Source organism: Colwellia sp. MEBiC06753, from assembly GCF_053470325.1.
The window spans coordinates 87,716-102,758 of record NZ_JBQMTM010000012.1 but is presented as its reverse complement, the minus strand read 5'-3'; the positions used below and the strand labels follow the sequence as shown (position 1 = coordinate 102,758).

Genomic DNA, 15,043 nt, shown 5'->3' with positions numbered 1-15,043 from the left:
TCGCCATTTATAACAGGAATTAATATGTTTTCATTAGCAGGTAAGGTCGCCTTAGTCACTGGCGCTAGCCGTGGTATTGGTAAAGCAATTGCCAGCCAACTAAAAGAAATGGGCGCAACCGTGATTGGTACGGCAACCTCAGAGCATGGTGCAGAAAAAATTAGTGAATATTTAGGTGCAGGTAATGGCTTAGTACTTAATGTTACCGATAATGATTCAATCGCTAAAATGTTTGAAGATATTAAAGCAAATCATGGCGGCGTTGATATTTTGGTTAATAATGCTGGCATAACACGCGATAATTTGATCATGCGCATGAAAGATGATGAGTGGAACGATATTATAGAGACCAACTTATCGTCAGTGTATAAAATCAGTAAAGCGGTATTACGCCCAATGATGAAAAAGCGCGATGGTCGTATTATTAATATTGGCTCAGTGGTTGGTACTATGGGCAATGCTGGTCAAGTAAACTACGCAACGGCGAAAGCGGGTTTGTTAGGGTTTACCAAGTCATTAGCAAGAGAAGTCGCATCACGTGGCATTACAGTAAATACTATTGCTCCAGGCTTTATTGACACAGATATGACCCAAACCTTAACTGATGAGCAAAAAGAAGGTATTTTTTCACAAGTACCTGCTAATCGCTTAGGTAAACCAGAAGAAATTGCCAGTGCTGTAGCGTTTTTAGCGTCAGATGCCGCTGCCTACATTACAGGTGAAACATTGCATGTCAATGGCGGCATGTACATGATTTAAAATCTTATCTTCGGGGTTGAATCCGTCGATAAAATTGGTATAAATATAGCCTCGCCAACAGGTTAGACCAGCATAAAAAGTAAAACGAGATGCTTGCATGGTTATCTATTGGCGAATACACTACACGCAATTTGCAAAATTGCATCTTTTTAGTAAAGGAAAAAACATGAGTACTATCGAAGAACGCGTAAAGAAAATCACAGTTGAACAATTAGGTGTGAGCGAAGAAGAAGTAACCAATGAAGCATCATTCGTTGATGATTTAGGTGCTGACTCTTTAGATACTGTTGAATTAGTTATGGCGTTAGAAGAAGAGTTTGATACAGAGATTCCTGATGAGGAAGCTGAAAAGATCACTACTGTTCAAGCTGCTATCGATTACGTAACTGCTAACCAGTAATAGTTTTTAGTCCGGTGATGACCATTATCACCGGACTGCTTTCAATAAATTACATCTCGTTATGACCAATATCGGCTTATAACGAACTATAATTACCTATCTATTTTCAACTCTATCGGAGGCAACTCATCCTATGCGACGTGTTGTAGTAACCGGTCTTGGTATGTTAAGCCCACTGGGCAATTCTCCTGAAGCAACTTTTGACGCTTTATTAGCTGGCAAAAGTGGCATTGGCATGATTGAGCATTTTGATACATCTGACTACCCAACCAAATTTGCTGGGCTAGTTAAAGACTTTAATGCTGAAGACTATATGCCGAAAAAAGAAGCCAAGAAAATGGACTTGTTTATTCAGTACGGTGTAGCCGCTGGTATTCAAGCAATTAAAGATTCAGGTATTGAAATTACCGACACTAACGCGAGTCGCGTTGGTGTAGCTGTCGGCTCTGGCATTGGTGGTTTAGGTTTAATTGAAGAAAACCATGAAAAGCTACTAAATTCAGGTCCGCGCAAGTTATCACCATTTTTTGTGCCTTCAACCATTATCAATATGATCTCTGGTCACCTATCGATTATGTATGGCTTGAAAGGTCCGAATATTTCTATCGTTACCGCATGTACGAGTGGTGTACACAATATTGGTCATGCTGCTCGTATGATTGCATACGGCGATGCTGATGCCATGGTGGCGGGCGGTGCTGAAAAAGCATCGACTACATTAGGTATGGGCGGCTTTGGCGCAGCACGCGCGTTATCAACGCGTAATGACGATCCGCAAAAAGCATCGCGCCCTTGGGATAAAGATCGTGATGGTTTTGTCTTAGGTGATGGTGCTGGCGTGATTGTGCTTGAAGAGTATGAACATGCAAAAGCCCGTGGTGCCAAAATTTATGCTGAACTAGTTGGTTTTGGCATGAGTGGCGATGCTTATCACATGACGTCACCGCCAGCCGATGGTGAGGGTGCAGCAGCTGCTATGACTAATGCAATTAATGATGCGAAAGCTGATATTAGTAAAATTGGTTATATTAACGCCCACGGTACCTCGACGCCGGCAGGGGATATTGCAGAAACTAACGCTGTGAAGTCAGTATTTGGTGAACATGCTAAACAAGTCTTAGTGGGTTCAACCAAATCTATGACTGGTCATTTATTAGGTGCCGCGGGTGCTGTTGAAGCGATCTTTACTATTCAAGCCCTTGCTAATGGTAAAGTACCACCAACGATTAATTTAGATAACCCTGATGAAGGTTGTGATTTAGATTATATTCGAGACGGTGCACGTGATGTCGATTTAGAGTATGCGCTTTGTAACTCGTTTGGATTTGGTGGCACTAACGGTTCATTATTGTTTAAGAAAGTTTAAGTTGTTTTAGGCTTAATGCTAAAGAGCCAAGCTTCAATTAACTTAAAAATCTGACTGTTTAATCACCAGTTATAAGCGAACATTTAAATTTCGCTTGATATCAATAAATTAAGCCTGAATACTTAACTGTATTCAGGCTTTTTTATATGTATTTATATATAACCATGTCAATTCTTCATAGTGAAATTTATTTAGCTGACGATAAGTTTCTTCCATTAACTGAAAGATCTGTTGCCTACGGTGATGGATTATTTACCACGGCGAAAATTTGCCAAGGTCAGGTGGTTAATTTATCGAGCCATATGGCGCGTTTGCAATCAGGCGCTAGCTTTCTTGGTATTGACGTCGATTTTACAGGTTTGGCTGAGCACTTAGCTCATATCGCGAGTGAATATAAATTAGCTGTTATAAAAGTTGTGGTGACTGCTGGAGAAGGGGGGCGTGGTTATTCTCGCATCAATTCCTTTGCACAAAAAATTCTGATCTCCGTACATCCATATCCCGAGCATTACTTAGCGTGGCAAGATAAAGGAATTAAATTAGGGCTGGCGACAACTCAACTTGGGGTTAACCCACAGTTAGCTGGTATTAAACACCTTAATCGTTTAGAACAAGTGATGGTTAGGCGAGAGTTAGATCAGAAAGCAGAAGATGATCTGCTGGTTTGTAATTATCTTAATGAAGTGGTTGAAACTACCGCAGGTAATGTATTTTGGCTGTCAAAAGGAGACAACTCTTGGTATACACCGGATTTAGCCAAATCTGGCGTTGATGGTCTTGTTCGACAGCAAATATTGTCGAGAATGGTAGGCCAGTGCAATGCTAAGCAAGTTGTGGTAACACCTGAGGCTTTAAAGTCGGTAACAAGTATGTTTATTTGTAATTCGGTCATGGGAATTGTACCAGTAAGGCAATATTTGGATTTTGCCCTTGATATCGCGCCAGTACACGCACTTAAGCAAGAGTTTAGTTTATGAATAAAATCGTATTTATTCGCTGGCTAACTATCGTTAGTGTGGTTTTATTAGTAACAGCCGTTTTACTCATTCGATACGGGCATAAACAATTAAATACGCCACTTAATATCACCAATGCACAATTAATTACTGTGAACTCGGGAAGTTCGCTCTATCGCTTTAGTAAGCAACTGCAACAACAAGGCTGGATAAACAATCGCTTTTGGCTGCGCGCCTATGCCAGAATTTACCCCGAAAAAGTTGCCTTAAAGGTTGGTACTTATCAAGCCGTCGTTGGTGACACACCATTAAGCCTACTTAATAAAATTCAAACAGGTGTTGAGTACCATGAATCGTTAACTTTTGTTGAAGGTAGTACCTTAAAAGACTGGTTAGGACAATTGTCGACTCAACCGCATATTATCAAAACACCAATAACGGATAATATAGAAGCACTTGCCCAGCATTTGGGAATTAGTCAGTCAAACCCTGAAGGCTGGTTCTTTCCTGATACTTATGCCTATACATTAGGCACTAAAGACATTGATATTCTTAAACGCGCGCACAATAAAATGCAGCAAGTATTAACAAGTTTGTGGGAAAAGCGTCAAGTGGGGCTGCCTTATGAAACGCCTTATCAGGCGCTGATCATGGCATCTATTATTGAAAAAGAAACTGGTATAGTTGCCGAGCAACCAACAATTGCTTCGGTGTTTGTTAATCGCCTCGCAAAAAATATGCGCCTTCAAACCGATCCCACGGTGATTTACGGTTTAGGCGATAAATATCAAGGCAATATTACTCGGGCACATTTAAAAGAGAAAACTGCGTATAATACCTATCGGATAAATGGCTTTCCGCCAACACCTATTGCGATGCCTGGTATTAGCGCTATAGAAGCGGCGCTTCAGCCAGATGATACCGATCTTTATTATTTTGTCAGTAAAGGTGATGGTAGCCATTATTTTTCAGCATCGCTGGCTGAGCACAATAAAGCCGTAAAAAAATATCAATTAGGACAGCAGTAATGAATTTAGGTAAGTTTATTGTTATTGAAGGAATGGAAGGCGCAGGAAAGTCATCAGCAATCAATGTAGTTGTTGAGCTATTAAAAAAACACCAAATTGAATTCGTTCAAACGCGAGAGCCTGGTGGCACGCCGTTAGCCGAGCAATTACGCGATATTGTTAAATCGGCGAAATATGACGAAAAACTGACCGAAGAAACTGAGTTAATGTTAATGTACGCTAGCCGCTCGCAACTATTGGTGAATGTCATCAAACCTGCGCTTAACGATGGAAAGTGGGTGATTGGCGATCGCCATGACTTATCTTCACAAGCTTATCAAGGCGGTGGTCGTAATATTAGTGATTCAGTGATGAAAACCATGGCAGATATTACCTTAAAAGGTTTTAAACCCGATTTAACACTTTATCTAGATATAGCGCCAACTGTTGGGCTAGCAAGGGCAAAAGCTCGTGGCGAGTTAGACAGAATTGAGCTTGAACAGATGGATTTCTTTGAGCGAGTACGCAATAAATATGTTAGTTTAGCGGCACAAGATAAAACCATTGTCACTATTGATGCAAGCCAGTCAATGGCAAAAGTGCATCAAGATATCATTGCGGTTGTTCAACAGTTTATTGAGAAACATGAGTCTTAGATCGTGAGTAGTGCTGTGCCAGTGAATAAGTCAGTAAATAGTTCTGCAAATAAGTCAGCAAATAGTCTTGGAAACTGGCTGTTATCCCATCAACAGCAGTTATCAAGACAAATAGCCGATCAGCGCCTACCTCATGCCATTTTATTTAATGGTACCAAAGGTAAGGGCAAGGCCAGCATCGCAAATTGGCTATGTCAGCTATTACAATGTCTTGAGCCTCGCTTGCAAGCTGAAAATTATTATCAGGCCTGCGGACAATGTAAGCACTGTCAATTATTACGCAGCCAAACGTTTCCTGATGTCATCACTATCGATAATTCAGAGTCGACAATCAGTGTTGATAGCATACGTGGTATATCACGCTTTTTGGAAACCACACCACAAATTGCCCGTCGTAAAGTGGTGTTGCTAAATAATATTGAGCGAATGACAGTGGCAGCAGCTAATGCACTGTTAAAAACGCTAGAAGAGCCAAGTGTTGGTAACATTTTAATATTAACCACTGAAAATATTGATTTGCTATTGCCAACCATTATTAGTCGTTGTCAATTCATTGATATTCGAGCAACACTGGCATCACAATTTCGGCAAGACAATACTGCAGAGCCTTACGCTAACTACAGTTATATGCCAGAGTTTGAAGACTCGGCATTAAAAAATGAATTCCTACAGTTTCTTGATAGTTTTACCCAGCTTTGTTTAGCAGGGCAGCAAAATACCCAGCCCTTTAGCCATTTTGAGCAGAAATTAATGGCAAATGATCGCTCAATATTATGGTTAGAGCGTATTATTAGCACGCTTATGCGGGCTAAAAGTGGTTGGTCATTGCCACAAAGCGAGGGAAACTTTTGGCAAGTGGCAGAAAATGCTATAGAAATGCATACGCTCGTAGCGCTTTATCAGTTAGTATTAAGCTTTAATCAGCAGGTAAGTGAACTTGCTCAGGCAAATGCAGCTATGTTAAAACAGCAACTTGCCATTAATTTTTTAAATCAAGTGACTGACTACGAGAGGTGCCATGGATAGTCTTTATTTAGAATTTGTCTCTGAGCGAGATTTATATCAATCATATATGCCGTTTTTGAAAAAAGGTGGCTTGTTTGTTCGCACTCCAGAGTTCTTTGAATTAGGCACCGAAATTGAGCTAGAAGTGTTATTACCTGACTCGTTGGAAAAATCAACGGTTAAGGGCGTTGTTTGCTGGTTAACCCCTGTTGGCGCACAAAATGGTACCCCTCCTGGGGTAGGCGTTAGCTTTATTGAAGATCCAGAAAATGTGCGCGCACAAATAGAAAAAATGATCGCTCGCCATTTAAATTCCTCTGAGCCTACGCTCACCATGTAAGTTTGTATTATTAGTTTTTAATTAATTTAAAGAATAAGTTTTTGAAATAGGTTTTTAGTGTTTATAGATTCCCACTGTCATTTAGATCGTTTAGATCTATCCGAGTTTGATAATAGTATTGCCAATGTTGTTAATGCCGCAAAAGCAGCAAACGTCAGTAAGATGCTTTGCGTTAGTGTCACCTTGGAAGAATTTCCATCAATGGTTGAGAAAACCAGCCACTTTGAGAATGTTTACCTTTCGTGTGGTGTTCACCCACTTAATCAAGAACATGTAACAGCCATTGACCAATTAGCTGAATTGTCAAAACACGAGCGTGTGATTGCTGTTGGGGAAACAGGGCTGGATTATTTCTACGCGCCTGAAACTAAAGCGCTGCAGCAAGATGCCTTTGTTAAACATATTCAAGTGGCGCGAGAAGTTAATAAGCCACTGATTATTCATACTCGCGATGCGCGAAAAGATACTATCGACAGCCTAATTGCTGAAAAAGCAGAGCAGGTAGGGGGTATACTACATTGCTTTACTGAAAGCTGGGAAATGGCAAAACAAGCGATTGATTTAGGTTTTTATATTTCATTTTCCGGTATTGTTACCTTTAAAAACGCTCATGAACTGCGCGAGGTCGCCAAGAAAGTACCAGCCGATCGCTTTTTAATTGAAACCGACTCGCCTTATTTAGCGCCAGTTCCGCACCGCGGTAAACAAAATCAACCGGCCTATGTTGTCGAAGTTGCCAAACATCTTGCCAGCATTCGCGGCACATCAGTCGAGCAAATTGCCGAGCAATCAAGCAATAACTTTAATCGTTTATTTAATTTTTAATTGGTGAGATTAAGGATAAAAAAGAACCCGAAACAATCGAGAGCTTCGGGTTCCAGGGGAATGGCTCAAAGGAGTTGAGCCTTGCGCTAATTAACTAATATCAAACGCGAGCAGTGGTTAAATATTGAGCTAATGTAATAATTGTAGTGCAATATTCCAGCTTTGCTAGAAAAAACAAATTAATTTTTAACTTATTGTTATTGTTATTAAAAAAAATATATTTTCGTTGACTTAATAACAGGGTGTACCTAGGTTTTGCACTGCTTACCCATAGCTTAATCACATGTTGTCTATAGCTAGGCGTGGCGGCTAATTTATGCCATGATGGTTCCCATAAAAATAATCAAAAGATAATAGTTTTGTTAAATCGTATTTGGATCAGTTTCTTTTTTATCGCGTTATTCTCCTCTCTATACCAATGGCTATTTTTAGCTGATGGCGATATTTTTTCTCGACTAATTAACAGTATTTTTGACATGTCAAAAGTGACGGTTGACATTGCTATTGGCTTAATTGGCATATTAAGTTTTTGGCTTGGCATGATGAAAGTTGCCGAAAAGGCTGGGGTTATCGATAAAATTGCCCACTGGATTTCGCCGCTGTTTCAGCGTTTAATGCCGCAAGTGCCTAAAGGTCATCCCGCTATGGGATCAATGACTATGAATTTAAGTGCTAATTTTCTCGGGCTTGATAACGCCGCCACGCCACTTGGCTTAAAGGCAATGCAGGACTTGCAAAGCTTAAATCCGAAAAAAGATACCGCCAGCGACGCACAAATTTTATTCTTGGTGCTCAATACCAGTTCAGTCACCTTATTTCCAATTGCTGTGTTCGTTTATCGCGCCCAGCAAGGGGCTGTAAACCCAACTGATGTATTCATTCCTATTTTATTGGCAACCTTTGCTTCAAGTTTTGCCGGGCTATTAGCGGTTGCCTATAAGCAAAAAATTCAGTTGGCGCAGAAAGTGGTGTTGATGTACTTCAGTGTCGGCATTGCTTTGCTGTCAGGTTTAATTATTTACTTTGCCCAGTTAAGTGCTGAAGCATTGTCTCAGCAATCCTCACTTTTAGGTAATTCGCTAATTTTCTTTACCCTCATAATTTTTATAGCCGTGGCTATGTGGCGCAAGGTAAATGTTTACGACGCATTTATTGCTGGGGCTAAAGAAGGCTTTGAAACCAGTATTAAACTTATTCCTTATTTACTGGCAATGTTAGTGGCGATAGGAATTTTAAGAGCCAGCGGCACCTTAGGGATGATTGTCGACATTTTCCGTGTTTGCTTCCAATTCTTGGGGGTTAATACTGCGTTTGTAGATGCGTTACCAACGGCACTAATGAAGCCGTTAAGTGGTTCAGGTTCGCGCGCTATGATGATTGAAACCATGAATACTTATGGTGCCGATTCATTCGTCGGTCGGTTATCGTCGATTTTTCAAGGCTCTACCGAAACGACGTTTTACGTGCTGGCAGTGTATTTTGGTTCGGTGGGCATACGCCATACTCGTCATGCGGTATCTTGCGGCTTGATTGCTGATTTTGCCGGTATTTTTGCTTCTATTTGTGTTTGCTATTGGTTTTTTGGTTAAGACTTATCTTTAGGCTTAAATAACGCTTTAACTTTGGAAAAAACAATCCCTCGTATATCAAGCACTTGATAATTCAAACCGAAATTGTCGACAATTTTTTCTATTCTTACTTGAAATAGATATTTAAGTGGTTATACTTGCTGCACAGTTTTTTAATTGTCGACAATTTTTATGCTTGTCAATCCAACTCAACAACAGCCAATTACCACGGCAGACAAAATATTTGTTCAAATGCAAACCGCTATTGTTGAAGGCGAAATTAAAGCTGGCAGTAAAATTAGTGAGCCAGAGCTTGCCAAAAAATTTCAAATCAGCCGTTCTACACTACGTGATGCCCTCAATCGACTAGAAAAGTGCAATTTAATTGAGCGTAAAGCCAATGTTGGTTGCCGTGTAGTGGAATGCACCATTGAAGGCTTGTTAGATATTTATGTTATTCGTGAAGCGCTAGAAGGTATGGCGTGTCGACAAGCTGCTCAGAATATGACTGAAGAAGAAATTGCTCAAATACAGGCAATTTTATCGCAGCACGCAAAAGATAAAGATTTACAAAACGGTGTCGCCTATTACCAAGAAGAAGGTGATTTAGACTTTCATTACACCGTCATTCTTGGCAGCCATAATAAAGAGCTGATTAATATTTTATGTGGTCAGCTATATCACCTAGTGCGCATGTATCGTTGCCAATTCGGCATGAATAGCCCAAGAGCCAGCCGCGCATTTGACGAACATTCCCGTATTTTAGAAGCCATTGCTGATCGTGATGGTGAATTAGCAGAAATTCTCATGAGACGTCATATCGCGGCGTCTCGTAAAAATATTGAACTTAAAATTGCTCAAAAAAATCAAGAGCAACCAACAACATAAGAGGACGTTTATATGTCTGGACACTTATCTACTGAAGAAAGGTTATCACCTGGTGCTAAGTTTCGACTAGCACTTCAAAACAACAAGCCACTACAAGTTGTCGGCACAATCAATGCCTATTGCGCAATGATGGCCGAGCAAATTGGTCATCAAGCGATTTATTTATCAGGTGGCGGCGTAGCAAACGCTTCTTACGGTTTACCGGATTTAGGCATGACCTCATTAAATGATGTAATTGCTGATGTTCAACGTATTACCTCTGCTTCTAGCTTACCGTTGTTAGTGGATATTGATACTGGTTGGGGCGGCGCATTTAACATTGCCAAAACCATTCGTGATATGGAAAAAGCAGGTGCAGCAGCAGTACATATTGAAGATCAAGTGGCGCAAAAACGTTGTGGTCATCGCCCAAATAAAGAAATCGTGTCTACTGAAGAAATGGTTGATCGTATTAAGGCTGCCGTTGATGCCCGTACCGATAAAGACTTCTTTATTATGGCGCGTACCGATGCTTTTGCACAAGAAGGTTTAGAAGCGGCACTTGAACGTGCTAAAGCATATGTTGCAGCTGGCGCTGACGGTATTTTCGCTGAAGCGGTAAAAACAGAAGAGCATTACCGTGCATTCTCTGAAGCGTTAGATGTACCAATTTTGGCGAACATTACTGAGTTTGGTCAAACTGAACTTTGGAATAAAGAGCAATTAGGTGAGTGGGGCTGCGCCATGGTGCTTTACCCATTATCAGCGTTCCGTGCCATGAACAAAGCTGCTGAGTCGGTGTACCAAACGTTATTACGTGATGGCGACCAAAAAGCAGAAATCGATAACATGCAAACGCGTATGGAATTATACGATTACCTTGGTTATCACGATTACGAGCAAAAACTTGATAGCCTGTTCGCTGAAGGCAAAAACAAATAATTCGTTGCAAAATTATGCTATTTGGCTGGCTAACGTTGTCGAACATGCTCACTTATCTTTATAAGTTGCGCGTGTTCTCCTAGCTATCAAGCCAACTAGCTGCAATTTTTCTAACGAATGGCATCTGGCGAATGACAAATGATTAATCATTCAAGATAAACGATAAAACTAGAACAATTACTAGCGTAAAAAATTTGAGGAATTTAAAAATGGTAGATAAAAAATTAGGTGGTGCAGGGCTTCGCGGTCAAAGTGCAGGTGAAACGAAATTATGTACAGTTGGTAAATCAGGTAGTGGTTTAACATACTGTGGTTATGATGTGTCAGACTTAGCGGACAACGCGACGTTTGAAGAAGTGGCGTACCTTTTATTTAATGGTGAATTACCAAACCAAGCACAATTAGATGCTTACAAAACTGAATTAAACGGTATGCGCGATTTACCACAAGCGCTTAAAGAAGTTTTACAACGTATTCCTGCTGATGCTCATCCAATGGACGTTATGCGTACCGGTGCGTCATTCTTAGGTAATTTAGAACCAGAAGTTGATTTTTCTGAGCAAAATAAAGCGGCGAACCGCCTATTAGCTGCTTTCCCAGCGATCATGACTTACTGGTATCGTTTTACACATGAGAACGTTGAAATTGATTGTGTCACTGATGAAGATACGATCGGTGGTCACTTCTTAAAATTATTAACTGGTAAAACACCGTCTGAATTACATCGCCGCGTAATTGATGTGTCATTAATTCTATATGCAGAGCACGAGTTTAACGCGTCAACCTTTACTGCCCGTGTTTGTGCATCAACGCTTTCTGATATGTTCTCATGTATTACTGGCGCAATTGGTTCATTACGTGGTCCATTGCATGGCGGCGCGAATGAAGCTGCAATGGACATGATCCAAAAGTTCACGTCACCAGAAGATGCGAAAGTGCAAATGGCTGGCATGTTAGAGCGTAAAGAAAAAATTATGGGCTTTGGTCATGCTGTTTACCGCACGTCAGATCCGCGTAACGTGATTATCAAAAAATGGTCTGAAAAATTAGCGCATGAATTTGGTGATACTTCACTTTACGATATTTCTGTCGCGTGTGAAGAATACATGTGGGATACCAAAAAGTTATTCTGTAATGCTGACTTCTTCCATGCGTCGGCGTATCACTTTATGGGCATTCCAACTAAGTTATTCACGCCAATTTTCGTGTGTTCACGTTTAACAGGTTGGGCTGCGCATGTAATGGAACAACGTGCGAATAACCGTATTATTCGTCCAAGTGCTGATTATATTGGTGTTGAGCCTCGTAAAGTACAGCCAATTGCACAACGATAATCGCTGATGACTTTTGTTCGTGAAATGTTAGTAGCGCAACAAAGTGAACATCACTTGCTGATGTAAAATAAGTGCAATTTAATGCAAAGCGCTTTGCTGAAAGGGTAAAGCGCTTTTTGACCAATTAACGAATACTAATCAACGAACGTGGATTAAGTTATGAACTACGATTACCGCAAACCGCTACCTGGCGCTAATATCGACTTTTTCGATACTCGCGAAGCGATTGAAAAAATCCAGCCTGGTGCTTATCAAAAATTACCTTATACTTCGCGCGTATTAGCTGAGCAATTAGTACGTAAATGCGATCCTGAAACGTTAACCGATTCATTAAAACAAATTATTGAAGGCAAACAAGAGCTGGATTTTCCTTGGTATCCAGCACGTGTTGTTTGTCATGATATTTTAGGCCAAACCGCGTTAGTTGACCTTGCTGGTCTTCGTGATGCTATTGCCGAACAAGGTGGCGACCCAGCAAAAGTTAACCCTGTCGTGCCAACCCAGCTGATTGTAGATCACTCGTTAGCGGTAGAAGCAGCAGGTTTTGATCCCGATGCATTTGAAAAAAACCGCGCGATTGAAGATCGCCGTAATGAAGACCGATTCCACTTTATCGAGTGGACAAAAACGGCCTTTAAAAATGTTGATGTTATCCCTGCGGGTAACGGCATTATGCACCAAATCAACTTAGAGAAAATGTCACCAGTGATTCAGGCGCGTGACGGCGTTGCGTTCCCTGATACTTGTGTTGGTACCGATTCACACACACCACATGTTGATGCACTTGGCGTTATCGCTATTGGTGTTGGTGGCCTAGAAGCTGAAACTGTAATGTTAGGTCGTCCATCAATGATGCGCTTACCTGATATTGTCGGGGTAAAACTTACCGGCAAACGTCAACCGGGCATTACTGCTACCGATATCGTGTTAGCAATCACTGAATTTCTACGTAATGAAAAAGTGGTTGGTGCGTATTTAGAGTTCTTCGGTGAAGGTGCTAGCAGCTTATCTATTGGTGATAGAGCCACAATTTCTAATATGACACCGGAATATGGCGCGTCAGCCGGTATGTTCTATATTGACGAACAAACCATTGATTACTTAAAAATTACCGGTCGTGAACCTGAGCAAGTAGCATTAGTTGAAACTTATGCTAAACATACTGGTCTTTGGGCTGATGATTTAGCAAATGCCGAATATGCTCGCGTGTTAGAGTTTGATTTATCAACGGTTGGTCGCAATATGGCGGGTCCATCAAATCCACACCGTCGTTTAGCAACCGCTGATTTAGCCGCCAAAGAAATTGCGAAAGATTTAGATAGCTGTAAAGCACAAGAAGCTAATGGCCAAATGCCAGATGGTGCGGTAATAATTGCCGCGATTACTTCATGTACCAATACTTCTAACCCTCGCAACGTAGTAGCAGCAGGTTTATTAGCTAAACGTGCTAATGAGCTTGGCCTTATTCGTAAGCCTTGGGTGAAGTCTTCATTTGCCCCTGGTTCAAAAGTAGCAAAATTATACCTTGAAGAAGCGGGGCTATTACCAGAGCTTGAAAAACTTGGCTTTGGTATCGTCGCTTATGCTTGTACTACATGTAACGGTATGTCGGGTGCGCTTGACCCTGTCATTCAACAAGAAGTCATTGATCGTGACTTGTACGCAACGGCGGTACTTTCAGGTAACCGTAACTTTGATGGTCGTATTCATCCATATGCCAAACAAGCATTTTTAGCGTCGCCGCCATTAGTTGTGGCTTATGCCATTGCTGGTACGGTACGTTTTGATATTGAACAAGACGTACTAGGTCAAGATCAAAATGGCAACGATATTACCCTTAAAGATATCTGGCCATCAGATGAAGAAATCGATGCCATTGTTGCAGCGTGTGTTAAACCAGAGCAGTTTAAGAAAATCTACACACCGATGTTTGATTTAGGCGCATTTGAACCAGCTGAAAGCCCATTATATAACTGGCGCGAAATGAGTACTTATATTCGTCGTCCGCCATATTGGGAAGGGGCATTAGCAGGTGAACGTACTATGAAAGGTATGCGCCCACTAGCGGTATTAGGCGATAACATCACTACCGATCATTTGTCACCATCAAATGCCATTATGCTTGATAGTGCCGCCGGTGCTTATTTACATAAAATGGGCTTACCCGAAGAAGATTTCAATTCATACGCAACACACCGTGGTGATCACTTAACCGCGCAGCGCGCAACATTTGCTAACCCGAAATTGTTTAACGAAATGTGCCGTGATGATAACGGCGAAGTCAAACAAGGATCACTAGCGCGTATCGAACCTGAAGGCGTTGAAAGCCGGATGTGGGAAGCGATTGAAACCTACATGGAACGTAAGCAGCCACTAATTATTATTGCTGGCGCTGACTATGGTCAAGGCTCTAGTCGTGACTGGGCAGCAAAAGGTGTACGTTTAGCTGGCGTAGAAACTATTGTTGCTGAAGGTTTTGAGCGTATTCACCGTACGAACTTAATTGGTATGGGCGTATTGCCATTACAATTTATCAATGGTGACACTCGTCATACCTATAATATTGACGGTACTGAAACTTATGATGTCGTTGGCGAAACCTCTCCAGGTGGCGCGATGAAAGTTGTGATGACGCGTCGTAATGGTGAAGTGGTAGAAATTCCAGTGAAGTGTCGTTTAGATACCGCTGAAGAAGTTGTCGTTCACGCCGCAGGCGGGGTACTACAAAAGTTTGCCCAAGACTTCTTACAGTCTAACGCCTAAGTGGTTAATTGAGCTGTGTGCGTTGTTAGAAGTGCTCACGTATAGTTATACACTGCGCGCTTCTTCCTAGCCCAAAACTCAATTTCCTCACTAATGCGTGACACTTTTTAGAGTCAATGTTTGAACGGCTATTTTAGCTTTAGAAAAGTGCCAAAATTTCTCGTTAAAACATCAACTCAACAGAAGAAAAATATTGTAAAAGGGCGACTTAAGTTGCCTTTTATTTTAAACAATTTAGAAGATCGCAATATAAAT

General features: G+C 41.1%; 13 protein-coding genes and 2 pseudogenes. All 15 read left to right on the top strand.

Annotated elements, in window-relative coordinates; translation table 11 throughout:
* Nucleotides 1–24 precede the first annotated feature (24 nt).
* A complete protein-coding gene (gene fabG / locus ACOB82_RS10855; RefSeq protein WP_448213008.1) occupies nt 25–759 on the top strand; it encodes a 3-oxoacyl-ACP reductase FabG in 735 nt (244 codons plus the stop codon).
* A gap of 166 nt (nt 760–925) precedes the next feature.
* Nucleotides 926–1,159 carry an acyl carrier protein gene (gene acpP, locus ACOB82_RS10850; RefSeq protein ID WP_448213007.1) on the top strand — a complete coding sequence of 78 codons (234 nt, stop codon included), beginning with the start codon at nt 926–928 and terminating at the stop codon, nt 1,157–1,159.
* Between the two features lie 133 nt (nt 1,160–1,292).
* Complete coding sequence (gene fabF / locus ACOB82_RS10845; RefSeq protein WP_448213006.1) at nt 1,293–2,525, top strand: beta-ketoacyl-ACP synthase II; 1,233 nt, start codon at nt 1,293–1,295, stop codon at nt 2,523–2,525.
* A gap of 146 nt (nt 2,526–2,671) precedes the next feature.
* Nucleotides 2,672–3,502: an aminodeoxychorismate lyase gene (gene pabC / locus ACOB82_RS10840; RefSeq protein WP_448213005.1), complete on the top strand. Its 831-nt coding sequence runs from the start codon at nt 2,672–2,674 to the stop codon at nt 3,500–3,502.
* Nucleotides 3,499–4,509, top strand: a complete 1,011-nt coding sequence (mltG, locus tag ACOB82_RS10835; protein WP_448213004.1) for an endolytic transglycosylase MltG — start codon at nt 3,499–3,501, stop codon at nt 4,507–4,509. Before pabC ends, mltG begins: the two co-directional genes overlap by 4 nt.
* The gene (tmk, locus tag ACOB82_RS10830; RefSeq protein ID WP_448213003.1) at nt 4,509–5,144 is read left to right on the top strand and encodes a dTMP kinase; all 636 of its coding nucleotides are present in this window, start codon (nt 4,509–4,511) and stop codon (nt 5,142–5,144) included. Before mltG ends, tmk begins: the two co-directional genes overlap by 1 nt.
* Nucleotides 5,145–5,165: 21 nt before the next feature.
* On the top strand, nt 5,166–6,170 hold the full coding sequence (locus ACOB82_RS10825; protein ID WP_448213002.1) for an AAA family ATPase: 1,005 nt from the start codon (nt 5,166–5,168) through the stop codon (nt 6,168–6,170).
* Complete coding sequence (locus ACOB82_RS10820) at nt 6,163–6,489, top strand: PilZ domain-containing protein (RefSeq protein ID WP_448213001.1); 327 nt, start codon at nt 6,163–6,165, stop codon at nt 6,487–6,489. Before ACOB82_RS10825 ends, ACOB82_RS10820 begins: the two co-directional genes overlap by 8 nt.
* Before the next feature lie 57 nt (nt 6,490–6,546).
* On the top strand, nt 6,547–7,314 hold the full coding sequence (locus tag ACOB82_RS10815) for a TatD family hydrolase (RefSeq protein WP_448213000.1): 768 nt from the start codon (nt 6,547–6,549) through the stop codon (nt 7,312–7,314).
* A gap of 359 nt (nt 7,315–7,673) precedes the next feature.
* Nucleotides 7,674–8,903, top strand: coding sequence for a nucleoside recognition domain-containing protein (locus tag ACOB82_RS10810; RefSeq protein WP_448212999.1), 1,230 nt, complete (start codon nt 7,674–7,676; stop codon nt 8,901–8,903).
* A gap of 171 nt (nt 8,904–9,074) precedes the next feature.
* Nucleotides 9,075–9,287: pseudogene (locus tag ACOB82_RS10805) on the top strand (GntR family transcriptional regulator); the annotation flags it as partial.
* A gap of 12 nt (nt 9,288–9,299) precedes the next feature.
* A pseudogene (locus tag ACOB82_RS10800) lies at nt 9,300–9,704 on the top strand (GntR family transcriptional regulator); the annotation flags it as partial.
* A 78-nt stretch (nt 9,705–9,782) separates the two neighbouring features.
* A complete protein-coding gene (gene prpB, locus ACOB82_RS10795; RefSeq protein ID WP_448212998.1) occupies nt 9,783–10,691 on the top strand; it encodes a methylisocitrate lyase in 909 nt (302 codons plus the stop codon).
* A 209-nt stretch (nt 10,692–10,900) separates the two neighbouring features.
* Complete coding sequence (prpC, locus tag ACOB82_RS10790) at nt 10,901–12,025, top strand: bifunctional 2-methylcitrate synthase/citrate synthase (protein WP_448212997.1); 1,125 nt, start codon at nt 10,901–10,903, stop codon at nt 12,023–12,025.
* Between the two features lie 159 nt (nt 12,026–12,184).
* A complete protein-coding gene (acnD, locus tag ACOB82_RS10785; RefSeq protein ID WP_448212996.1) occupies nt 12,185–14,788 on the top strand; it encodes a Fe/S-dependent 2-methylisocitrate dehydratase AcnD in 2,604 nt (867 codons plus the stop codon).
* Nucleotides 14,789–15,043: the final 255 nt, after the last annotated feature.

Coding starts and splice junctions, on each gene's coding strand:
- acnD (WP_448212996.1), top strand. CDS start 12,185: ATGAACTACGATTACCGCAAACCGCTACCTGGCGCTAATATCGACTTT.
- ACOB82_RS10820 (WP_448213001.1), top strand. CDS start 6,163: ATGGATAGTCTTTATTTAGAATTTGTCTCTGAGCGAGATTTATATCAA.
- acpP (WP_448213007.1), top strand. CDS start 926: ATGAGTACTATCGAAGAACGCGTAAAGAAAATCACAGTTGAACAATTA.
- pabC (WP_448213005.1), top strand. CDS start 2,672: ATGTATTTATATATAACCATGTCAATTCTTCATAGTGAAATTTATTTA.
- tmk (WP_448213003.1), top strand. CDS start 4,509: ATGAATTTAGGTAAGTTTATTGTTATTGAAGGAATGGAAGGCGCAGGA.
- mltG (WP_448213004.1), top strand. CDS start 3,499: ATGAATAAAATCGTATTTATTCGCTGGCTAACTATCGTTAGTGTGGTT.
- prpB (WP_448212998.1), top strand. CDS start 9,783: ATGTCTGGACACTTATCTACTGAAGAAAGGTTATCACCTGGTGCTAAG.
- fabG (WP_448213008.1), top strand. CDS start 25: ATGTTTTCATTAGCAGGTAAGGTCGCCTTAGTCACTGGCGCTAGCCGT.
- prpC (WP_448212997.1), top strand. CDS start 10,901: ATGGTAGATAAAAAATTAGGTGGTGCAGGGCTTCGCGGTCAAAGTGCA.
- fabF (WP_448213006.1), top strand. CDS start 1,293: ATGCGACGTGTTGTAGTAACCGGTCTTGGTATGTTAAGCCCACTGGGC.